Below are 20,917 nucleotides of genomic sequence, written 5' to 3' on the forward strand. Positions count from 1 at the left end.
CTGAAGACCATGCCAAAGCAAAAAGCTGGAACTGCTTTGCCCGTCGGAAATAAACCGCGCGATTTGTGATCTGGTTCACATAGGGCGCCTTGCGCCCGTGCTTCCTATGAGAAGGGGCATCCCGAGGTCGCGATGATTTACAGCGGTTTTGAGATCAAATCGTTCGAGGTGGGGAAGGGGCAATGGCACGCCAGGATTCAACGGGTCGATCAAAGGCCGGTCGTCATCGATGGCATGCCGTTTCCGATGCTCGACATCGGCTTTGCGTGGTCCGATCCGGATGCGGCGATCGACGACGCGAAGCGGACTATCGACCGGTTCCCACAACGGTATGGCATGACAATGCCGTCGGAGTGACCGGCAATGTCGTGGTCGCAATCGCCCCGGAATGCAAGCCGGATCCGGTCTGGCCGGCGCAGGTCAGAACCAGCTGCCCGGAATGCGCCGCCCGGCTCTCGCTGCTGCGCGTGATTCCCGGCCGCGCCGCCGAATACTGGACCATGCGCTGCGACGGCTGCGGCGCGATTCATCTCGACATCGTCGACCTGCCGCGCGCCTGAGGCGCCGGAACGCGCCGCCTGCTGACAGCCTGCTGTCAGCAGCCTCGCCTGCGCGCCAATCCCACCGTCGATTGCCCTTTTCTCGCTGCCGGACTCGTCCCATATTCCGGCCATGGCGAAAGCACCGAACACTCCGAAAAAGCCCGGCAAATCCCCCAAATCCAAGGCACACCGGCCCGAAGTCCAACCGATCGGACCGGCACTGGCCGAGCTGCTCAATCCCGCGATCAATCGCGGCGATGCGGGCATGGGTTCGGGCACCGGCCTGCAGCCGCCGCCGGACAATTCCTGGGATCGCCGCGCCGGCGGCGAGGCCGCGGCGCATCGCGCGCGGGCGTCGACGCCTAAGAACTTCCCCCAGAGTTCCGCCGATCCCTATCCGATGCCGTTGCGACAAAATCCGCAACCGCCGGGCGCGCGAACCAGACCCGAGGGGCTCGATGAAGCCCCGCAGGCCAATTACGGCACCTCGGCCACGATCCCGACGCTCGATCCGGAACTGGCGCGGCAGCTCGGCTTGCCGACCGCCGAGGACGATGACGAGGCGCTGGCTCGTCCGCCGCGCAGCAAGATGGAGGCGCTCGGGGTCAAGGCGACCGCCGACGCGCTGGAGAACCTGATCCGCGACGGCCGCCCCGAGTTCCGCAAGGACGACGGCTCGATGCGGGTGTGGACCCCGCACCGGCCGCCGCGCCCGGAGAAGTCCGAAGGCGGCGTGCGCTTCGAGATCAAATCGTCCTACGAGCCGAAGGGCGACCAGCCGACTGCGATCGCTGAACTGGTCGAAGGCATCGGCCGCAACGACCGCACCCAGGTGCTGCTCGGCGTCACCGGCTCGGGCAAGACCTACACCATGGCCAAGGTGATCGAGGCGACGCAGCGCCCGGCGCTGATCCTGGCGCCGAACAAGACGCTGGCCGCGCAGCTCTATGGCGAATTCAAGAGCTTCTTCCCCGACAACGCGGTCGAGTATTTCGTCAGCTATTACGACTACTACCAGCCCGAGGCCTATGTGCCGCGGACCGACACCTATATCGAGAAGGATTCCTCGATCAACGAGCAGATCGACCGCATGCGCCACTCGGCGACGCGCGCGCTGCTCGAACGCGACGACGTCATCATCGTCGCTTCGGTGTCCTGCATCTACGGTATCGGCTCGGTCGAGACCTATACCGCGATGACCTTCGCGCTCAAGAAGGGCGAGCGCATCGACCAGCGGCAGCTGATCGCAGACCTGGTCGCGCTGCAATACAAGCGCACCCAGGCCGATTTCACCCGCGGCACCTTCCGCGTCCGAGGCGATGTGATCGACATCTTCCCGGCGCACTATGAGGACCGCGCCTGGCGCGTGAACCTGTTCGGCGACACCATCGAGACCATCGAGGAATTCGATCCGCTCACCGGCCACAAGCAGGACGAGCTCGAATTCATCAAGATGTACGCCAATTCGCACTATGTGACGCCGCGCCCGACCCTGGTGCAGGCAATCAAGTCGATCAAGTCGGAATTGAAGGCGCGGCTCGACCAGCTCAACGACCAGGGCCGACTCCTGGAGGCGCAGCGGCTCGAGCAGCGCACCACCTTCGACCTCGAGATGATGGAAGCGACCGGAAGCTGCGCCGGCATCGAGAACTATTCGCGCTACCTCACCGGCCGCCGCCCCGGCGAGCCGCCGCCGACGCTGTTCGAATACGTCCCCGACAACGCGCTGATCTTCGCCGACGAAAGCCACGTCACCATCCCGCAGATCGGCGCCATGTTCCGCGGCGACTTCCGCCGCAAGGCGACGCTCGCCGAATACGGCTTCCGCCTGCCCTCCTGCATGGACAACCGCCCGCTCCGCTTCGAGGAATGGGACATGATGCGGCCGCAGACCGTCGCAGTGTCGGCAACGCCGAGCGGCTGGGAGCTCAACGAAAGCGGCGGCGTGTTCGTCGAGCAGGTGATCCGCCCGACCGGGCTGATTGATCCGCCGGTCAATATTCGCCCGGCCCGCACCCAGGTCGACGACCTCGTCGGCGAGGTCCGTGCCACAGCGGCCGCCGGCTATCGCTCGCTGATCACGGTGCTCACCAAGCGCATGGCGGAGGACCTCACCGAATATCTGCATGAGCAGGGCATCCGCGTCCGCTACATGCACTCAGACATCGACACCATCGAGCGCATCGAGATCATCAGGGATCTCCGCCTCGGCGCGTTCGACGCGCTGGTCGGCATCAATCTGCTGCGCGAGGGCCTCGACATTCCCGAATGCGCGCTGGTCGCGATCCTCGACGCCGACAAGGAAGGTTTTCTGCGCAGCGAGACCTCGTTGATCCAGACCATCGGCCGTGCCGCGCGCAACGTCGACGGCAAGGTGATCCTCTATGCCGACCAGATGACCGGCTCGATGGAGCGCGCCATCGCCGAAACCAACCGCCGCCGCGAGAAGCAGGTCGAGTACAACGAGGCCAACGGCATCACGCCGGAGAGCGTCAAGAAGTCGATCGGCGACATCCTCAACTCGGTCTATGAGCGCGACCACGTGCTGGTCGAGATCGGCGACGGCGGCAAGGGGAATTCATGGGCCGACGACGTGATCTCGATCGGGCACAATTTCGAGGCGGTTCTCAGCGACCTCGAAACCCGGATGCGCGAGGCCGCCGCCGACCTGAACTTCGAGGAAGCCGCGCGGCTGCGCGACGAGGTCAAGCGGCTGCGCGCCACCGAGATGGCCGTGGTCGACGACCCCACCGCCAAGCAGCGCAACGTCCAGAAGCAGGCCGGCGCCTATGCCGGCACCAGAAAATACGGCGATGCCGCCAACCTGCCGGTCAGTACGCTGAAGAACAAGTCCGCGCAGACCTCGCTCAAGGCAAGCCGCGGCGGCAAGTCCGGCTCACGCGTACACAAGCCCGACCTCGACGAGATGCACGGCCCGGAATCGCTGCCCTTCCGCCCCGGCGGCGCGCTGCCGGCAAAGCCGTTCGGCACCACGAGCCGCATCATCCAGCCGACCGACTCCCGGCAGTCGGGCCCGGAGTTCGGGCCGTCGCCGCGGTCTAGCGGAGGAACGCCGGGCAAGCGCGGCGGGTGGAAGAAAAGGTAGAGCATGACGCGCGCCGAGCTTCTCGCCTTCCTGCGGATGCATCGGCTCGCGGTGGTCAGCTCGGTCCACGACGGCGCGCCGCAGGCCGCCCTCGTCGGCATCGCGGTCAGCGACGACATCGAGATCATCTTCGACACGCTGACGACCTCACGCAAATATCAGAACCTCCGCACCGATCCCCGCGCAGCATTTGTAGTTGGCTGGGACGCCGAGCAGACCGCGCAACTCGAGGGCATCGCCGACTTTCCAACCGGCACGGAGCTCGCCGCGTGCAAGCAGGTCTATTTCGCAGCATGGCCCGACGGGCCTGAGCGCGAGACCTGGCCCAACATCGGCTATGTCCGCGTGAGGCCGCGCTGGATGAGGTTCAGCGATTTTGGTGCGGCGCCGGCGAGAATTGAGGAGATGCAGCTGCCATAGGCAGCGCGATCACTAGGCCTCATTCCAATCAGACCACACCGAACGCGGCATGGTACTTTACATCTCCGCGCGGCGGTATCCCGTTCAACACCAGCCACTGAAAGTACCGGCTTGGCTTACCGCCGTAGGTCAGCCAGCGATCATCGAGGAAGCAGAAGCGACGGTGGTATGCGGGATCGCCGAGCACCACGCAGCCATCGGCGCCGAGTGCTGCAAGCCGGACAAGTCCCTCGCTGATCAATGCGCCACCGATGCCCTGGCGCTGCAGGTCGGGAGCGACAGAGACCGGGCCCAGGCCGTACCAGCGACCGGGCGTGCGATCGATCTCGACCTGCGAGAACGCGACGTGGCCGACGATCTCTCCGTCGTCGGACGTCGCCACCAGCGAGAGCGTCAGCGCGCCGGCCTTGCGCAGTGCCTCGACGATGCGCGCTTCGGTGCCGCTGCTGTGCGGCGCGGCCGCGAATGCGGCCGTCGTAATGCGGCTGATCGCGGCGGCGTCTTCATCGCGTTCGTCCCTGATCTGCATGCGTGCAGATAAGGCCGACCGGCGGCGCAGTGCAAGCTCAGCCGACGCTGACGACCGCGACCGCCAGCAGCGACATCATGAGCATCGTGGTCATGAGCTGCAGCGAGACGCCGGGCTGGCTCCGCCATTGCGCGATCTTCTCGGAGAACGACAGGCTCGCATCGAAGAAGACAGGCGCGTGGATGTGCACGAAGCGCTGCGGGAATTTGGCGGCGAGCCACGGCGTGATCGCGGCATAAACCAGCGAGGCAAGCACGACGAAGATCGCGGTGCCGTAGCGTTCGCCGACGATTTCCGGGGCGTCGACCATCTTCAGCAGCAGCACGGCAGCGGCGAAGGTCGGCAGGCCCTGCAGGATGGCGGTGAGCGCAAAGCCTTCGAGCCGGTTCTGCGCAGGTGACTTCGGTGCAGCGATGGCGTTCATGGCGGCGATCCCTTCTCATCGGGTGATCCGATGCCGCCACGCTAGCCGCGTGCCCTCGCCTGCGGCGTGATGCAGGTCACGTCGCTCGCCGCGCAACTTCGCCGCGCCAACAATCTCGATGTCATCGCTGCGAAAGCAGGGACCTGTAACCACGAATGGTTGTTGATGGGCGATCCCCGGAACGACGAGTCCCGTTCATAAAACCCGCCGCGAAGTATGGGTCCCTGCTTCGCAGGGACGATAGCGGAATAAGTGGCGCCGCCACACCCTACCCCGACCGCTTGTTGCTGGTGTTCTGGATCAGATTGCCGTGCGCGGCCTGCTCGCGGATATTGTGCTTCTCGTCGTCGCGATGGCCCTTGGTCGTATCGAGGGGAACGCCGGGGGTGCTGCCGGGGCCCTTGTGGCTCTTGTTGTCTTCGGGAACGGGCTGGATGGTCTTGTTCGAAGGTTTCGTCATCATCGTCTCCGTTACGCAAGCGGACAACGCCGCCCAAGCGGACGGCGTTCCGGCAACGAGACATTACAACCGATCAAGCCTTACAGCTTCTCCTGCTGCGACGGTTGCGCCTGTTGCTGCTGGCGCTGCTGCTCCTTTGCCTGCTCCTTGGCGTGATGGCGGCCGTAGAGGCAGCCGGCGGCGGCGCCGAGCACGCCGTGATGGCCGGCATAATGACCGGCGACGCCGCCGACCACAGCACCCTTGATGCAGCCCTTGGCGTCGGCGGGCGAGGTGGCGGCAATCGCACTGATGGCAATGACGGACGCGAGAAGAATCGATTTCATGATGCGGCTCCAATGGAATTCTCAGGCATTAACGGCCAAGCCACCCTGCCGGTTCCCGTCGCTTTGCCGCAGAAATTCGCTGCGCGCCTGTTACGATCATGCTCTAAATGCCGCCGCATTGCGGACAGCGTCTTGAAGATCATGCGGACATCACACATTGCTCTCCTCCCGGCCTTCATCGCGGCCTTTCTCGCGCCGGCACTCGGCGCGGCGATGCTGGTCATACCGAGCCCGGCCCGCGCGGCCGACAACGACCGCGCGCTGCTCGCGACATTCTGCGCCACTGCCAACATCAAGGGATCGACCTGCACGCGGGCGAAATCCTATCCCGACGGCCGTGCCTGCGACGTCAAGCTGACCCAGGAGCGCTATGCCGGCCGCTTCCTCGCCGCTGGCAACGCGCTGCTCGCCGTCAATTATGAAAGCGAATGCGAGCCGCACGCGACCGATTTCGGCGGTGTCGCGCTGTTCGAGCAGAACGGCACGGCCACTCGCTTCATCCGCTTCCTGCCCGGCGCGCAGGGCCACGACTGCATCGTCCTGCCCAAGGACGAGCGGCAGGACCTGCTGATCTGCGCAGTCGGTCACATGGGCCAGGGCATCGTCGAGAGCGCGGTGGCGAGGATGGAGTTTTCCAGAAAGTCCGGCCGGCGGATCGAGATCGCGCCCGACTTCCTGCTCAGGGCCGAGGATGCGGTCAGCGCCTACGGCTCCAATGTCGTGATGTGCAACGAGGGCCCGAAATATTTCAGCCTCTCCCACCTCGCCCCGGGGCCGCGGCGCAACACGGTGGCGGTCGACGTCGACCTCGCCGACGACGAGACCATCCGCACCGCCTGCGGCGAAGGCTTTCCGAAGCCGAAGGAGCTTTACCACGACCTTGCGCCCGGCGAGGCCTTCGTGCCGCCGGGCTCGGAGAAGACGAAGCGGTTCACGATCGATCTTCTGACCGGCAAGGCCGCGCCGGCGGATTAGCGCACCGTGACAGAGCTACGGCGTAGCCCCGGAGCGAAGCGCTGGCAATATTTCTGAATAATCGAAAATATCACCGAGTTGCCCGACATGTCGAGTGGTCGGGTCGAATGCCGGCAGCCGCCGGCTACTATGCATGGGGTTGTTTTCGATATTTCGGTCGTGCGCCCTGCGACGGCAGGCCATCGTTCGTGTTGGCCGGGCTCATCCAGGACGGAAGATCGCCGCAATACACGCTGCGGTTGCCAAACCTAATTGCGTCTCGTGCGTCAAAACATATGTTTGAGAGTGGAACGCTTCGGTTCACAATGCGGGCCAAGGCAAGTCAAAGGCCAGTCAAAGGCGAGGCGGACTGAACCGGCGGAGCAGATCATGGGCGAGGATTTGAACCGGCAGCGCGTCTTGAACTTCCTCGACGTCTACTATGCCGGCGGCATCGAGGGCGCGCTGGACCGCTGCAGCGACGACGTCGCATTTCTGGCCAACGCGCCGATCGACATTCTTCCGCATATGGGCCAGCACCGCGGCAAGGGCGCGCTGCGCCAGATGTGGACCACGATCCACGAGCGCTATTCCGACATGCGCTACGAGGCGCCAATGGTTGTGGCCGAAGGCGACAAGGTCGCGGCCCAGCTGCGGGTGTTCTTCCGCAAGCGCAACAACGCCCGCGTCGTGCAGTTCGACGTCGCGGTGTTCTACACGCTGCGCGACGGCAAGATCACCGAGATCCGCGAGATCATCGACACATTCGACCTCGTCCAGCAGGTGCTGGAGCGCGACGTCGCGGCGACGCTGATCGGGCCAAGCGCGGGCTAGCTCCCGGGAAATCTGGCAAAGCATGCAGGCGCCCCCGCCCCGCAAATTCGTCCCCGCCAGCGTTGAACCTCGCAGGCCCGGCGCTGACCTATCACTGGGCTTGTTGCGGTCGGGGCTGAAATCACCATGAAACTCGCGTTGCTCGCTGTGCTTGGCCTTGCACTGGGCGCCCTTGGCGGCGCCGCTCTCGGCATCGGAGCCGGGCTCACCTGGATCGGACTCGCCAAAACCTCAGGTCTCGACAGCGGAACGCTGGTGTTTTTCACCTTCATGCCGCTCGGCGCCGCAATCGGCGGCATCGGCGGCGCGCTGCTGTTCGCGGTGGTGGCGATCCGCGACGCCGAGATCGTGATCGAGCGGCAGCCGCTGCGGCAGCGCGACCGCTGAATTGCGGTGACAAGCGGGCGGGCGGACACATTCCGGTCAAGTGCGGCGCAATTGTGCATTGCAAAAAAGTCATTTGCGTTTTGGCCATTCCGCCCTATTTGAGGCGGCAATAGTGACGTGCAGCAACCTGGCAGGGCGTCGGCGCTGACAGCCCGCCATTCGTTTGCTTTGACAATCCAGTTTCAGGACGAGACCAAATGACAGAGCACAGCCTCTGGCGTTTTTCGCGTGCATTGCATCGCGCGATCAACGAACGCCAGCTTGCAGACATCGAGCCGTTGCTCGATGACGAGATCGAATGGGCCATCTATGGGCCGATCGACCTGTTTTCCTTCTTCGGCTCGCGCCGCGGCAAGGCCGCCGTGCTCGAGGTGATCAGGCAGATCGGCGAGAACCTCAGGGTTCACCGCTTCGACCGGGAGTCGATCATGCTGGGCGCGGATTCCGCAGCCTCGATGCTGCGCTATTCGCTGACGGCATTGGATTCCAACAAGCCGATCTCGCTCAGGATCGCGCATTTCGCGCAATTCAAGTTCGGCAAGCTCACCAGCTTCCGCGTGCTGGTCGACAGTTTCGACCTGGTCGAGCAGACGGTCGGTTACCCGATCCACCTGCCGCGCATCGCGGTCTGACAGTCCGAGCGATTTCACGCCTTCGTCATGTCCGGGCTCGAGCGCGAAGCGCGTCTTCGCGTGTTCGGCGCTCCGGCGGGACGCGGCCGGTTTCACCAGCCCCGAACCGGCCGCGCGGGGGGCCTTGCGTACGCGCACGCTTGTCCCGGACATGATGATCACGCGTTGATCATTTGCCTTTGCGGCGCCGTTGCCACATTCTTGCACCACGGCAAATGCATGCTGCCGTTCTGGAATTTGCGGGCTGGGAATGACTTCCACATTGCGATTTGGCTGGGCAAGGCTGCCGGTGCTGGCGGCCGGCTTCAGCATGGCGATAGCGTCTTCGGCCACGGCGCAGACCTCACCATGGCCAGTCGCTCCCGCTGCGCAAGAGGTCGCGAAAGGCAGCCCCGCTGACGACGCCGAGGCTACCGCTGATGAGGCGCCGCCGGCAGCCGATGCCAATGACGCCGACATCCTGAAGGACATCGACCAGAGCAAGCTCGACTGGAGCCAGCTCGACACCGACTCCACCAGCCTGCCCACGCTGGCGCCGAAAAGTGCAGCCAAACGCAGCAGCGTCGCCGGCAACGATCCGTCCTGGTCGACCAACAACAATGCCAACGGCTCGTCGGCGGTGTCGGTCAAGCAACAGGTCTCGCCGTTCCTCGACACCCGCATCGGCGCCGACATGACGGTCGCCAAACAGGGCACGATGACGACGTCGGAGCAATTGTCGGAGCGGCTCGCCAATGGCGGCAGCCTGCCGCAATCCGGCGGCTCGGCCTGGGCGTCGATCTCGGCCGGCGGCGTGGCTTCGATCTGGGACAAGACCTCGGTCGAGGCGCGGGTCGATCCGGGCGCCGACCAGAGCAAGATCGGCACCTCGCTCAGCAAATCGGTGCCGCTGTCGGAGCAGTATTCACTGACGCTGCAGAGCGGCTACAATTTGATCCAGCAGGGGGTGGTCCCGGTGCCCGGCGTCGACGGCCATCCGTCGCGCAGCTACGACACCGATCAGTCGGCACGCCTGTCCGTTACAGACACCGGCACCAGCATCACCGCCGGCCAGACGCTGTCGACGGCCGAGGACAGGTGGCTGCGCCGGGTCGGCGCCGAGCAGAAGCTGTTCGACGGCGTCACCGTCTCCGGATCGGTCGGCGAGGCCGCCCAGGGCACGATCAACAAGAGCATCGGCGCCGGCTTCAAGCGCTCATGGTGAACGATCTGTTAGCCCTGTCGCGCTAATGATCAGGCATTGCCCCAACTTGGCCCAGATGCGGTCAAATTCGGCGGCACTGATAGGTCCGTAACTTCATCAATTCGTCGTGCGGGGGACAAGCCGCGCTTCGCTATTGCGAACCAGGGGAAAGCCGATGAACGCCACCAACCGTACCGAGGAAGCCGAAGTCGAAACGACTTCCGAGGTCGATTCCAACCTTGCTGCGGTCTCGGAAGTCGAAGCCGGCATCCGCGACTTCGTGCGCAACGACATCGCTTATCTGCGCCGGCCGGTGGCGAGCCCGGAGACCGCGCCGACCGACGCCAATACCGATGCCACCGTCAGCAACGTCAACTCGCTGATCCAGCGCGTCGCCGGCACCTCGCTCGCCGAGATCGAGAAGCTGATCGGCGAGCTCGAGAGCCTGCGTGACCTGCTGCATGCCGAGGGCCAGCGCGTCCAGCGCGAGATCTCCGGCTATGCCCAGCTCAGCCAGGCCGCGATGAAGTCGACGCGGATGATTGCCGACAACGTCTCGCAGTGGAAGCGTGCCGCCGACGGCCTGCGCAACAGCTGATCCCGATCAGTTTTCGGGACTGATGGCCGCCGCCTCCCGAACAAGGGGCGGCGGCCTTGTTTTGCGCGGGCCGATTCGGCGCAGAACGATTCATTATTCAGCACGGCGTAAACTGTGCGGCATCGATTCTTGCAGAAGCCGATTTGAACTTGAGATGGCGAGCCCGCGTCCAATCCGGAATTTGCATCCGGACCGCGACGTGGCGGCATTCATTTGGAGAGAATTCATGCAGAGCGTCCGGCCGGAGAACGCCGATCCGATACCGCTGCGTCAGCCGCAGCAGGGCATCGGCACCATGATGATCCGGTTCATAGGCATATTGGCCGCCGCGACCATCGTGCTGGTGCTGATCTGGAATCGTTAAGAATACTTGAAGGAAGTGTGACGCAGCCTGCCGACGGGTCACATTGAAGAGCGCGAATGCGCTGCCGGGCGCTCCGGAGAGCGCCGACGGTTACAGATAGTCGATCAGCGATCGATGCTCGCCGTGGTCTCGAAGGAATAATTGCCGTCGGCAAAGCCCTTCACGACCATTCCGGTGGCCAGCATCACGACAACCGTGACCGTCGCGAAGATGATTCCGACGAGTTTCAGCGCGCTACGATCTGCCATGGTATCCCCAGTAGTGCTTGCCCAGATGTCCGTGCCCGCAAACCATAGGCAGGGACAAAGGTTCAAAATGCGTTAGCAAAAAATCAGTTCCACGCAACGCACATCTACGTCGGCAGCAGAACTAGCTGCCGACCATGGCGTCCGTGCAACATCAGGGGCGCTGGAGCAACATCAGGAACCGGGATTCCGGCGCGGCACGAACGCGGTCGCGAGGAACGAGAACACCACCTCATCGCGCTGATTGACGCCGGTATTGCGGGCTTGAATGATGCCCCATTCCGGCCGCTTCTCGGACGTGCGCTTGGTCTCGACCTGGTTGGTGAAGCTGATGGTGTCGCCGGCCAGCACCGGGCGGATCCAGCGCAGCTCGCGGAAACCCGGCGAGGGTCCCCAGACCGCAACCGTCTCGCCGCGCGCGGCGGCTTCGGCGGCGAGCCGCTTGCCGTCGGCGACGAGCAGCTTCATGCAGACGCTGGCGACGTGCCAACCCGACGCGGCGAGCCCGCCGAACAGCGACTTGCGCCCCTCCTCCTCGTCGAGATGGAAGCGCTGAGGATCGAACTGGGCGGCAAACCGCTTGATGTCCTCGGCGGTAAAGGTGAATGAGCCGAACGCGCGCTGGGCGCCGATCTCCATATCTTCAAAAAAGCGCATGATGTCTCCTATGCGCTCAAAGAATCACGGCGGCTGATCATGATCGGCGCCTCCATCTCGCAGAGCATCTCGCCGCGTGCGTTGCGGATCGTGCTCTTGAAGGTGACGATGCCGGTCTCGGGGCGGCTCTTCGAGACGCGCGCCTCGACGACATCGACATCCAGCGTCAAATCGTCGCCCGGGCGCAGCGGCGCCACCCAGCGCATCTCGTTGACCCCGGGCGCCCCCAACGAGGCGGTGCGGCCGATGAAACCGTCGAACATCATCCGCATCATCAGCGAGCCGAGATGCCAGCCCGAGCCCGACAGGCCGCGGAGCATGGATTTCTTCGCCGCCTCCTCGTCGAGGTGCATCGGCTGCGGGTCGAATTCGGCGGCAAAGGCCAGGATTTCCCCGCGCGAAACATGGCGCGGGCCGAACGTGCCGAAACGGCCGGGCTTGAAGTCTTCGAAGGTCAGCGTGGTCATTGAGTGAGGATATGATGGAGGGGAGCCCGATTGTGGCCGTTATTTGCAGCAATCACAACCAGCCCACTCGCATAGCTCGCCCCTGGACTGCCGGCGCCCGGTCCGGGGCCTGGCTTTGGCGAGACTGATCGGGCTTCTGCGGTATCGACCCCCTTGGGTGCGGCGGCGCTTTGGTGCCGCCCCGAACCATTGGCCCGGCGAGACACGCCTCGTTCTGACGGACGCCTGCTGCGCGGACCGCGACGAAGTGATCACGCCGGAGGTGACGCAGTAGGATGCACGCGACGCGAATCATATTTCGGCTGGCCGGGAGAACCATGATGTTCGATTTCCAGGATCTGTTTCAGTGGGACCGTTTCATCACGCCCACGATCATCAAGACGTTCTACTGGCTGGTGATCGCGGTCATCGTGCTGTTCGGGATCTCCGGCATCCTGTGGAGCCTCACCGCGATGGCGATCAGCCCGTTCGTCGGCTTCATCCAGCTGCTCGCCTCGATCGCCAGCGTGTTCGTCGGCATCGTGTTCTCGCGCATCGCCGCCGAGTTCATCCTGATCGTATTCCGGATCAACGAGCATCTCGGCGCGATCCGCGATCGCGACGGAAGCATGCACTAGAGCATGATCCGGAAAAGTGCGAAGCGGTTTTCCGAAAAGATCATGCTCAAACAAAGAGCTAAAGCGCGATGACAATTCAGCCCAATCTCGTCGCGCTTGAGGCCTTCGGCCTCCCGCCGGACGCGGCCTGCCGCCCCGGCTGTGGTTAATCCGAAGTAGCACCCGCGCGAAAATGCCAGCGAAATTCCGGGCGGGATCTTAAAGCCGCTCGCGTATCAACCTCCGCATTGCGCTTAAGACCAACGCGGGGGCGTCGTGAATTCCAGGAATGGTTTTATTGCCGTGAGGCCGGCTGCCGAGCCGGCCTTCACGACCGAGGATATTTTGTGGGCTGTCGGCATCTGGTCGGTGATCCTGACCCTGGCGCCGGTGATCGCATTCTATCTGCTGATGGTGGCGTAACGCCATCCATCGCGGAAGTACGAGCTCAGGCCGAGGCAATTCGAGATTGCCTCGTTACCTCAGCACACAAAAAACGCGCGAGTGCCGCGCGTTCTTTCCAGTTCGAACCAGAGCGGCGTTATTACGCCGCCTGCTTGTGCATCGCGCCGGATGCCGACGCCGTGCCGCGGATCGCCTTGATCGAGCGCTCGATCGCGGCCCACAGCCGATTGATCTCTGCGGCAGCGCGGCCTTCCGCATAGTATTCGCGGGCGCCTTCACCCTGGCCGAGCGCCATCAGAAGGTCGGCGCGGTTGGTGATCTGGCCGCTCCACACCGGTGCGCGGAATTTCGCCAGCGCCTCGCGCGCGATCGCGACGATGCGGCTTTCGGCGCCGTCGCGCTGCGCGGGCGCGCCGTTGATCACGACGGCATAGGGCTTGCGCATCGAGCGGCAGGTCTGGATGGTTTCCTGCACCGCATTGACGTCGAACACGCCGGGCCGCGCCGGAATGATCACCATCGTCGCATTCTTGATGGAGTCGTCGACCACGGCCGATAGATTCGGCGGCGTGTCGATGAACACCCATTCGATGCCGTCGCGCTTGGCCTGGGCAATGATCCCGCTGACCGAGTTGACCGCCGTCTTGATCGCCGGCTCGTTGGTGCCGCGCAATTTATGCCAGAGCGTCAGCGAGCCCTGCGGATCGGCGTCGATCAGCAGACAGGGCTTCGTTGCCTTGTGCACTTGCGCGGCGAGGTGAGCAGCCAGGGTACTTTTTCCCGAGCCCCCCTTACGCGAAGCGAAAACAATCACGTTCATACGTTGGCCTCCAGATTGACCCCAGGAGGCGAAAATGAATCAGCATGCTGATTCGCGAAAGAAGAAACTTCTTGCAATCCGCAAAGCGGCCAAGATTACCGGTGCATTCTGCTTTTTGAGTCACACTATACTTATGACGCAACCGCAAATGGAAGCGCTAAGCGTTTGATATGACTCCCCCTAGCGTTTTTCGGCAGTCTTGGCGCGCTGGCGCGCGATCCACTTGCGCTCGATCCAGCCGAGCAATTGCGCGGTCGGTTTCTGCAAGAGCGGCACATCCTGCGCGAACAAAAGGAGTCCGAGCGGCAGCATCCAGAGTCCGAGCACCGGCAGGAAGCTGAAGATGCCACCGATGATCAGGAGGATCGCGAGCGGAATCCGCACATAGCGCGACGACGGCTTGCGCAGCCACGCGACGAAGCGCGCCGGCCTTTCCGGAAGCCTGGCTTCGAACCAGGCGAAGTGCCGATCGATCTCTTGCTTGTAGTACTGGCTCACGTGCCTCTCTCCATCCGATCCGCAAGCGGGAACGGATTTGGCAAACAACACATGCCCCAGAGATGATGCTGCGTGACAGCGTCACAAGGCGTCAGTCTGTCGCGCATCGCGGTCTTGAAATCGCAGCCAGGAATCCAGCGCGCGCCTTCGCGCCAAGGTTCGCATCGCGACAACGTACCGGACTTGCGGCTCTTGCGTGCGCGCGATGGGAACCAGCTCGTTGGTGGACGTCAGTGGGGGGACTTCTTCGCCTTGTGCGATTTGTGGACCTTCCGCTTCGCAGCGACCGGCGGCCGCTCCTCGCGCTCGCTCGCCTCACGCGGCTCGGGACCTCCGCGGAAGAACGCGCGGCAGGCCGGCGACAGCTGCGCCTTGTTCCTGATCATGCAGGCCGTGATGCGATCGACGTCGGGAATCTCGGGCCCACAAAGCCGGAACGCATCCGGCGTACACGCCTGCTGCTGGTCGGGCGTGTAGGCCTCGCTTCGGTCCGGCAACAGCAGCGCGGCAAAGGCGATCCCAAGCATCCACGCAAACGAAAAGCTCCTTGAACCGGCGGTCCCCATGCATCCCCCCAAAGGTGTCACCAAGGCGTCGTTAAGGCGTCGTTTCGCGGAGTGTGGGTGAAGGCACGCGGAAGCGCAAGCGGGCGAGCTGACACGCCACGGGCGATGAGCAGACGGCGAGCGATCCTGCGATATCGCAGCGGCTGATCTTGTGGATGGTACAGTTGGGTGGGCTCGAACCACCGACCTCCTGTTCCACAGACAGGCGCTCTAACCAACTGAGCTACAACTGCATCATGACGCACGGCCCCGCAAAAAGGGGGGCGGCGATTTCGGGCGGAAACTAGGTGCAACGCCCGCCTTTGGCAAGGCCGTAGCGCGCTGATTTCCGCTCTTATCTCGGACCGCTTGACAGCCCTTGTCCAGCAAAAAGGCCCGGACCGCCAAGGCCCGGGCCCGTCGCTAGCTCGTATGGACCGCGATCAGGCGGCCGGCTGCTGGTAGAACTTCGAGGCGCTGGCCTTGATAGGCTCGGCGGTCTCGCTGGCGACCTTCTGGCCGAGCTCGGCCAGTTCCTTGGCCTGCGCGGTGTAGGTCTCGAACTGCTTGCGGGCGTGCGAGGTCCACAGCTCGACCGCTTCGGTCGGCGACTTCACACTGAACAGCTCCTGGGCAAAGTCGAGCGAGGAGGAGGTGTTGGCCTTGAAGAACTCGATCAGCTTGGCCGAATACGCGGTAGCGCCCTTGTTCATCGAGCTGAACACGGCCTCGACCGTCGAGTTGTGGGTCTCGGCAGCGTCCTTGAACTTGGCGTAGCTGTCGCGGGCCTGCAGCACGCCCTTTTCGGCGAACGCGCGCACCTGTTCGGGAACCTCGAACGGGATGATCGAGGCGGAAAACGGATCGGACGGGTTGGTCATACGTGTAATCCTTCGCAACGGGTGAGTAGATGTGACCATTGCGAACGTCCCGGAGCCCATCAGGCCGGGAGCGCTGAAATGGATCACGCTGCCTTGATTCACGGGAGTGCCCTTCGTCGGGCGCGCCTAATAAACACCCATATCATGTCAATTTTGTGCAACGCAACGTACGATCGCGTGCAACGCCACATTTTTTATCGGGCGGAATATGGGGTTACCGCGCCCGACCGGGGTTGGGCTGCCACACTTCGTCAGTTCGTCATCAGCCTCTCAGCTGTTGGCAGCTCTCAGCTCTTGGGCTTGACCGCATCCATTGCGGCGCGGCTGACGGCCTGGCCCATTTCGCTGGCCTGCTCGGCGAGCGAGCGCATCTGGCCCTGCACATAGTCGCTGTGCAGCCGCATGACCTCGGTGAGGTCCTTGGCCTTGAGCAGCGACTGGGCGTAGTCCAGCGACGACTGGACGTTCTTCTCGGCGTAGCCGAGCGCCTTGGCGGACAGCTCCTTGGCACCGGCGCGCATCGTGGCGTTGCGCTCCTCGATCTTGCCGGCGGTGTCCCGCGCGTTGGTCACGAATTGCTCGAAAGCCTTGCGCGCCTGATCGAAGCTCGCTTCCGCCATCGAGCGCATGTCCTTCGGGATTTCGAACTTGGGGATCTCGAAATGGTCACGCCCGTTGTCGCTCATGGTCGCTCTCCCTCGCTTGGTGATCGCCCCCGCCGGTTGGCCCTGCGGGCGCGCGGCAGGATATATCGCGGCACTGCAAATGCAGGTGTGACGCGGTGCCCTCCAGTTCCGCATCACACTGCCGCAGTGTCTGCCCGACAACGCTAATCGGCTGTGGATCGTTCGGCCAAGTTAACGTTATCCCGGCTTTGCCTGATACAGGCTGGCCGCGGACATGGACCTACGGTACCCCAGTTGCGATACTAACCTTCTGTTAAGGCTGTCGTCCTGCGGCTGCCGTCGCCCCGGCAGCTTAAGGAAGAAGCCAAACCATGCGGTCAAATCTTGCGTGATGAGTGACGCGGAATTCCAGATCCAGGCGCTCGGCGATGTGAGGCTGGCGGACCATGCGACGAGCGGCCTGCCGGCATGGCTGTGGGCGGCCGACGGTGCACGGATTCTGTGGGCCAATCCGGTCGGTGCGCAGGTATTCGGTGCCGCCAATGGCGCCGAGTTGGCGAAGCGCGTCTTCGGCCCGGCCGATCCGCATCGCCGCCAGGTCGCGCGGCTCGGCTACCGTCTCGACGCAGGCGGCGCGGTGCGGCTGGAGCGGCTGCGCGGGTTTGGCGCGGCGCCCGGCATGCTCGCGACCTGCGGCTGCAGGCGCATCGACTTGCCCGACGGCAGCCACGGCATCCTGATGACCGCGCTCAATGCCTCGGGCCGAAACATGCCGCTTGCCGAGCGCTTGCTGCGGCTGGTGCAATGCTTGCCGCGTCCGGCAGCCGCCTTCACCGGCGACGGACTGCTGGTCGCAACCAACGAGGCGGCGCGTGTGCTGCCCGGCCTGCACGATCTCACCGAAGCCGGCCTCGATGCTGCGCGCAACGAGGCGCTGGCGCGGGGCCGCGCTGCGGCCGATGTCGCGATCGGCCGCGTCGTGCTGCAGCGGATCGGCCGTGGCGCCGATCGCGCGCTGATTGCGCTGATCAAGCCGGCGGCGCATCTCGCCGCCAAGCCGGCCGCGCCGATCGCGCCGGGGCCGGCTCAGCCGAAGACAGCTGCACCGGAAGTGCCGGCACACGCAGTTGCGTCGCAAGAGGCCGCGGCCGTGGAGCCAGCACCCGCCGCCGTCGAACCGCCGACGGCGCATGAAGAAGTTCCCGCGCCGGCCAGCGAAGCGCAGGCCACCTTCACGCTGTTCGATGCGCTGGACCCGCAGTTGGAAGAGCGCGGCGCGATCGAGTCGATCGTCGGCACGGCGGAATCCGAGCCTGTGCACGCCGCTCCGTCTCCCGGGCCGGAAGAGACGCAGGCGGCGACCGCGCCCGTCGAGAGCTTGGCATTCGACACCACGCCTGACGAAAGCCCCGCCGTCGAGGAGCCACTATCGGAAGCACTGATCGACATGCCTGCTGAAGTGCAGGTCGACGCGCCTGCGCACCTTGCTCCACCGCTCGCGTCGGCAGAGCTGACGCTTTTCGAGCCAGCACCGGTCGAGACCACGCCTCCCGACACCACGCCCGACGAAGCTGCCGCGGTCGAGGAACCGCTTTCGGAAGCCATGATCGAGGCGCCCGCTGAGGCGCTGGTCGAAACGCCCGCAGCGGAGCCCGCGCCCGATCTTGAAGAGACCGCACACGCGCCCGTTTCGGAGACACCGGCGCCACCGGCCGATCCCGTGCCGTCGCCCTATGCGATCGCGGATGCACCGGCTCCGCCGCCTGCCGCCAAGCAGGAGCCCGCGACACTGGCGCCGGTGCCGCCGCCATCCTGGCTCGACGAACCGTGGCCGGTGCGGCGGCACCCGCTGCGCTTCATGTGGCAGATGGACCATGAGGGCCGCTTCTCGCTCGGCTCCGACGAGTTCACCCGCCTGATCGGCCTGCAGACCGCGGCAGGCTTCGGCCGGCTCTGGAGCGACATCGCCGACAGCTTCGGCCTCGATCCCGAGGGCCGCGTGCTCAAGGCATTCGCGAGCCACGACACCTGGAGCGGCATCACGCTGCACTGGCCGGTCGACGGCGGCGGCCGGCTGCCGGTCGAACTGTCCGGCCTGCCGGTGTTCGATCGTTCCAGGAATTTCGCCGGCTACCGCGGTTTTGGTGTGTGTCGTGATCTCGATGGCCTTGCGCGACTCGCCGCATTGCGCCGCTATGAGTTCTTCAGCGGCGCAATCGCGCCGAAATCGCTGTCGGCCGATGCCGCGCCTGTGCCGCGCACCGCTGCGCCGCCCGGGCCCGCCGCGCCGCCACAAGACAATCCTCCGCCGCACGCGGAGCCGCCGCCCGACATGACTGCAGCACCACCCGAGGAATTGACCGAGCCGAGCGCAGCAGAGACTTCACACCAAGCCGATCCGGATCACGCCGTGGAAACGCACGAGGAAGCGCAGGAGGCGCGTCACGACACACCGCAGAATGTGGTGCCGTTCCGACTTGCCGGCGACAACCGGCCGCCATCGCTGACGCCGGTCGAGAACAACGCCTTCAACGAACTCGCGCGCCAATTGTCGGCGCGGCTCGAGAACGAGGCCGGCCTCACCGCGACGACGAACGGGAGCGCTACCACGGAGGCGGTCGCCGCAGCGCTGCCCGTGGGCGAGCCGCCGCAGCAGGCGGAGGCGCCGCAGCGAGAGACCGCAGCCAAACTCGAGACGCCGGCCGACGCACCGAAGGCCGGCTGGCTCGCCGCGACGGAACCCGCACCGCGCGGAGAATCCCGCCGCGACCGCGCGCTGCTCGATCTGGTGCCGGTCGGCATCCTGATCTACCGGCTCGACCGCCTGCTCTATGCCAACCACGCCTTCCTCGCCCGCATGGGCTATGACAGCCTGCACGCGCTGGAAGCCGCCGGCGGGCTCGATGCGCTCTATGTCGAGCCCGGCGTCTCGCAGGCAAGCAGCAGTTCCGGCACCGGCACGCCGGTGACGATCTCGGCGAACCAGAACCCGGACAACGGCGCGCAGTCGGTGTCCGCGGAGGCGCGGCTGCACACCATCACCTGGGACGACGATTCCGCGCTGGCGCTGATCTTCTCGCGCACGCTCGACGAGGACGCCGCGATCGCGGCCGCCCTCTCCGAACTCGATCCCGAGCCGGTAGCGGCCGCGGAGCCGGTGCAAGCGCCGCCACCGCAGGCCGGCCACGCCGATGCCGAGGAGTTAGGTGCGATCCTCGACACCGCGGCCGAGGGCATCATCATGTTCGATGCCGAGGGCAACATCCACTCATGCAACCGCAGCGCGGAAGCACTGTTCGGCTATGACGGCGACGAGTTCGTCATGCATAATCTCGCCGACCTGTTCGCGCCGGAAAGCCAGCGCGGCATCTTCGACTATCTTGCGAGCGTGAAATCGGCCGGCCTCGCCAGCCTGCTCGATCACGGCCGCGAAACGCTCGGCCGCGTCCGCCAGGGCGGCGTCATCCCGCTCTCGGTGACGATGGGCCGCACCCGCGCCGACGGCCCGAATTTCTTTGCCGTGTTCCGCGATCTGTCGCAGACCAAAAAGAGCGAGGGCGAATTGCGCGAGGCGCGGCGGCTCGCCGAACGCGCAGCAAACGCCAAGACCGACATCCTGGCGCGGATCAGCCACGAGCTGCGCACGCCGCTCAACGCCATCATCGGCTTTGCCGAGGTGATGATCGGCGAACGCTTCGGCGCCCTCGGCAACGAGCGCTATGTCGAATACATGAAGGACATCCGCGCCTCCGGCGAGCGGGTGATCGCCATCGTCAACGACCTGCTCGACCTGTCGCGGATCGAGACCGGCAAGCTCGACCTCGCCTTCACCAGCCAGAACCTCAACGAGATGGTGGAGAGCTGCGTCGCGGTGATGCAGCCGCAGGCCAACCGCGAGCGCATCATCATCCGCACCTCGCTCGCGCACACCCTGCCGCCTGTCGTCGCCGACGCCCGCGCGTTGCGCCAGATCACGCTGAACCTGATCGGCAACTCGATCCATCTCGCCAATGCCGGCGGCCAGGTGATCGTCTCGACCGCGCTGTCGGATTTCGGCGAGGTGATGCTGCGGGTGCGCGACACCGGCCAGAGCCTCAACGACAACGAGGTCGCCGCCGCACTGGAGCCCTTCCGCGCGCCGACGCCATCCGATCAGGCCGGCTCCGGCGGCGTCAGCCTGTCGCTGACCAAGGCGCTGGTCGAGGCCAACCGCGCCAAATTCCAGATCCGCACCGGCGGCCGCACCGGCACCCTGATCGAGATCGTGTTCTCGCATGCTGCGGCGAGGGCGTAAGCCAGCGAAAACACAACGTCTTAGCGCACGTGCGGCGACTCTTCCTCATCGATGCTGGTGAGGGACGCACAGGCGGAAGGGTTCCCTCCTCCCTTGCGGGGGAGGGTTAGGGAGAAGGGTGCTA

Annotated in this window: 26 protein-coding genes and 1 tRNA gene; 14 read left to right on the forward strand and 13 right to left on the reverse strand. The window is 64.9% G+C overall.

The genetic code is table 11. The features are described 5' to 3' along the window. The first annotated feature begins 132 nt into the window (after positions 1-132). The 4 genes from AKN83_RS26890 to AKN83_RS26905 all read left to right on the forward strand — a co-directional run bounded on the left by AKN83_RS26890 (position 133) and on the right by AKN83_RS26905 (position 4,068). Positions 133-357, forward strand: coding sequence for a hypothetical protein (locus AKN83_RS26890; protein ID WP_050404380.1), 225 nt, complete (start codon positions 133-135; stop codon positions 355-357). Then, complete coding sequence (locus AKN83_RS26895; protein ID WP_430641577.1) at positions 354-560, forward strand: hypothetical protein; 207 nt, start codon at positions 354-356, stop codon at positions 558-560. Before AKN83_RS26890 ends, AKN83_RS26895 begins: the two co-directional genes overlap by 4 nt. Positions 561-672: 112 nt before the next feature. Further along, a complete protein-coding gene (uvrB, locus tag AKN83_RS26900) occupies positions 673-3,648 on the forward strand; it encodes an excinuclease ABC subunit UvrB (RefSeq protein WP_083992245.1) in 2,976 nt (991 codons plus the stop codon). A gap of 3 nt (positions 3,649-3,651) precedes the next feature. After that, positions 3,652-4,068 (forward strand): pyridoxamine 5'-phosphate oxidase family protein, encoded by a 417-nt coding sequence (locus AKN83_RS26905; protein WP_050404379.1) that lies wholly within the window; start codon positions 3,652-3,654, stop codon positions 4,066-4,068. Positions 4,069-4,096: 28 nt separating this feature from the next. Here AKN83_RS26905 and AKN83_RS26910 read toward each other — a convergent pair whose 3' ends face one another. The 4 genes from AKN83_RS26910 to AKN83_RS26925 all read right to left on the reverse strand — a co-directional run bounded on the left by AKN83_RS26910 (position 4,097) and on the right by AKN83_RS26925 (position 5,807). Next, entirely contained in the window at positions 4,097-4,597 is a 501-nt protein-coding gene (locus tag AKN83_RS26910) for a GNAT family N-acetyltransferase (RefSeq protein ID WP_050404378.1), read from the reverse strand. A 37-nt stretch (positions 4,598-4,634) separates the two neighbouring features. After that, a complete protein-coding gene (locus AKN83_RS26915) occupies positions 4,635-5,021 on the reverse strand; it encodes a hypothetical protein (RefSeq protein ID WP_050404377.1) in 387 nt (128 codons plus the stop codon). A 268-nt stretch (positions 5,022-5,289) separates the two neighbouring features. Next, positions 5,290-5,481: a hypothetical protein gene (locus AKN83_RS26920; protein ID WP_244522109.1), complete on the reverse strand. Its 192-nt coding sequence runs from the start codon at positions 5,479-5,481 to the stop codon at positions 5,290-5,292. An 80-nt stretch (positions 5,482-5,561) separates the two neighbouring features. Continuing rightward, positions 5,562-5,807 carry a hypothetical protein gene (locus tag AKN83_RS26925; protein WP_050404375.1) on the reverse strand — a complete coding sequence of 82 codons (246 nt, stop codon included), beginning with the start codon at positions 5,805-5,807 and terminating at the stop codon, positions 5,562-5,564. A 141-nt stretch (positions 5,808-5,948) separates the two neighbouring features. On the opposite strand from AKN83_RS26925, the gene AKN83_RS26930 reads away from it, so the two are divergent. From AKN83_RS26930 to AKN83_RS40700, 7 genes are all read left to right on the forward strand, one after another. After that, positions 5,949-6,782 (forward strand): hypothetical protein, encoded by an 834-nt coding sequence (locus tag AKN83_RS26930; protein WP_157113583.1) that lies wholly within the window; start codon positions 5,949-5,951, stop codon positions 6,780-6,782. 369 nt (positions 6,783-7,151) lie between these two features. Continuing rightward, positions 7,152-7,595, forward strand: coding sequence for a nuclear transport factor 2 family protein (locus AKN83_RS26935; protein WP_050404374.1), 444 nt, complete (start codon positions 7,152-7,154; stop codon positions 7,593-7,595). A gap of 126 nt (positions 7,596-7,721) precedes the next feature. Then, positions 7,722-7,982, forward strand: a complete 261-nt coding sequence (locus tag AKN83_RS26940; RefSeq protein ID WP_050404373.1) for a hypothetical protein — start codon at positions 7,722-7,724, stop codon at positions 7,980-7,982. 197 nt (positions 7,983-8,179) lie between these two features. Further along, positions 8,180-8,614 (forward strand): nuclear transport factor 2 family protein, encoded by a 435-nt coding sequence (locus tag AKN83_RS26945; protein ID WP_050404372.1) that lies wholly within the window; start codon positions 8,180-8,182, stop codon positions 8,612-8,614. Positions 8,615-8,864: 250 nt separating this feature from the next. Further along, the gene (locus tag AKN83_RS26950; protein ID WP_050404371.1) at positions 8,865-9,818 is read left to right on the forward strand and encodes a hypothetical protein; all 954 of its coding nucleotides are present in this window, start codon (positions 8,865-8,867) and stop codon (positions 9,816-9,818) included. A 154-nt stretch (positions 9,819-9,972) separates the two neighbouring features. Further along, positions 9,973-10,395 (forward strand): hypothetical protein, encoded by a 423-nt coding sequence (locus AKN83_RS26955; protein WP_050404370.1) that lies wholly within the window; start codon positions 9,973-9,975, stop codon positions 10,393-10,395. Between the two features lie 226 nt (positions 10,396-10,621). Continuing rightward, positions 10,622-10,759, forward strand: a complete 138-nt coding sequence (locus AKN83_RS40700) for a hypothetical protein (protein ID WP_172803612.1) — start codon at positions 10,622-10,624, stop codon at positions 10,757-10,759. Positions 10,760-10,863: 104 nt separating this feature from the next. Here AKN83_RS40700 and AKN83_RS40705 read toward each other — a convergent pair whose 3' ends face one another. The 3 genes from AKN83_RS40705 to AKN83_RS26970 form a co-directional block, all read right to left on the reverse strand. Then, positions 10,864-11,007 (reverse strand): hypothetical protein, encoded by a 144-nt coding sequence (locus tag AKN83_RS40705; protein ID WP_016841369.1) that lies wholly within the window; start codon positions 11,005-11,007, stop codon positions 10,864-10,866. A gap of 171 nt (positions 11,008-11,178) precedes the next feature. Next, complete coding sequence (locus tag AKN83_RS26965) at positions 11,179-11,661, reverse strand: MaoC family dehydratase (RefSeq protein ID WP_050404369.1); 483 nt, start codon at positions 11,659-11,661, stop codon at positions 11,179-11,181. Positions 11,662-11,669: 8 nt separating this feature from the next. Next, positions 11,670-12,128 (reverse strand): MaoC family dehydratase, encoded by a 459-nt coding sequence (locus AKN83_RS26970; RefSeq protein ID WP_050404368.1) that lies wholly within the window; start codon positions 12,126-12,128, stop codon positions 11,670-11,672. A 320-nt stretch (positions 12,129-12,448) separates the two neighbouring features. Here AKN83_RS26970 and AKN83_RS26975 point away from each other — a divergent pair, with 320 nt between their 5' ends. Both AKN83_RS26975 and AKN83_RS40710 read left to right on the forward strand, forming a co-directional pair. Next, on the forward strand, positions 12,449-12,745 hold the full coding sequence (locus AKN83_RS26975) for a DUF4282 domain-containing protein (RefSeq protein ID WP_050404422.1): 297 nt from the start codon (positions 12,449-12,451) through the stop codon (positions 12,743-12,745). Between the two features lie 255 nt (positions 12,746-13,000). Continuing rightward, complete coding sequence (locus tag AKN83_RS40710; protein ID WP_172803621.1) at positions 13,001-13,147, forward strand: hypothetical protein; 147 nt, start codon at positions 13,001-13,003, stop codon at positions 13,145-13,147. Positions 13,148-13,268: 121 nt separating this feature from the next. Here the strand turns inward: AKN83_RS40710 and AKN83_RS26980 are convergent, their stop codons facing one another. From AKN83_RS26980 to AKN83_RS27005, 6 genes are all read right to left on the reverse strand, one after another. Beyond that, positions 13,269-13,949 carry a ParA family protein gene (locus AKN83_RS26980; RefSeq protein WP_021081815.1) on the reverse strand — a complete coding sequence of 227 codons (681 nt, stop codon included), beginning with the start codon at positions 13,947-13,949 and terminating at the stop codon, positions 13,269-13,271. 180 nt (positions 13,950-14,129) lie between these two features. Next, complete coding sequence (locus AKN83_RS26985; protein ID WP_050404367.1) at positions 14,130-14,447, reverse strand: hypothetical protein; 318 nt, start codon at positions 14,445-14,447, stop codon at positions 14,130-14,132. A 230-nt stretch (positions 14,448-14,677) separates the two neighbouring features. Next, a complete protein-coding gene (locus AKN83_RS26990) occupies positions 14,678-14,974 on the reverse strand; it encodes a hypothetical protein (protein WP_050404366.1) in 297 nt (98 codons plus the stop codon). 195 nt (positions 14,975-15,169) lie between these two features. Next, positions 15,170-15,246 (reverse strand) — tRNA-His (locus AKN83_RS26995). 189 nt (positions 15,247-15,435) lie between these two features. Beyond that, entirely contained in the window at positions 15,436-15,873 is a 438-nt protein-coding gene (locus tag AKN83_RS27000; protein ID WP_050404365.1) for a phasin, read from the reverse strand. A gap of 287 nt (positions 15,874-16,160) precedes the next feature. Continuing rightward, entirely contained in the window at positions 16,161-16,559 is a 399-nt protein-coding gene (locus tag AKN83_RS27005; RefSeq protein ID WP_050404364.1) for a phasin family protein, read from the reverse strand. 331 nt (positions 16,560-16,890) lie between these two features. Here AKN83_RS27005 and AKN83_RS27010 point away from each other — a divergent pair, with 331 nt between their 5' ends. After that, positions 16,891-20,793 (forward strand): PAS domain-containing protein, encoded by a 3,903-nt coding sequence (locus tag AKN83_RS27010; RefSeq protein ID WP_050404363.1) that lies wholly within the window; start codon positions 16,891-16,893, stop codon positions 20,791-20,793. Positions 20,794-20,917 lie beyond the last annotated feature (124 nt).

Origin of the sequence: Bradyrhizobium embrapense, assembly GCF_001189235.2 — a bacterium.
Taxonomy (GTDB): domain Bacteria; phylum Pseudomonadota; class Alphaproteobacteria; order Rhizobiales; family Xanthobacteraceae; genus Bradyrhizobium; species Bradyrhizobium embrapense.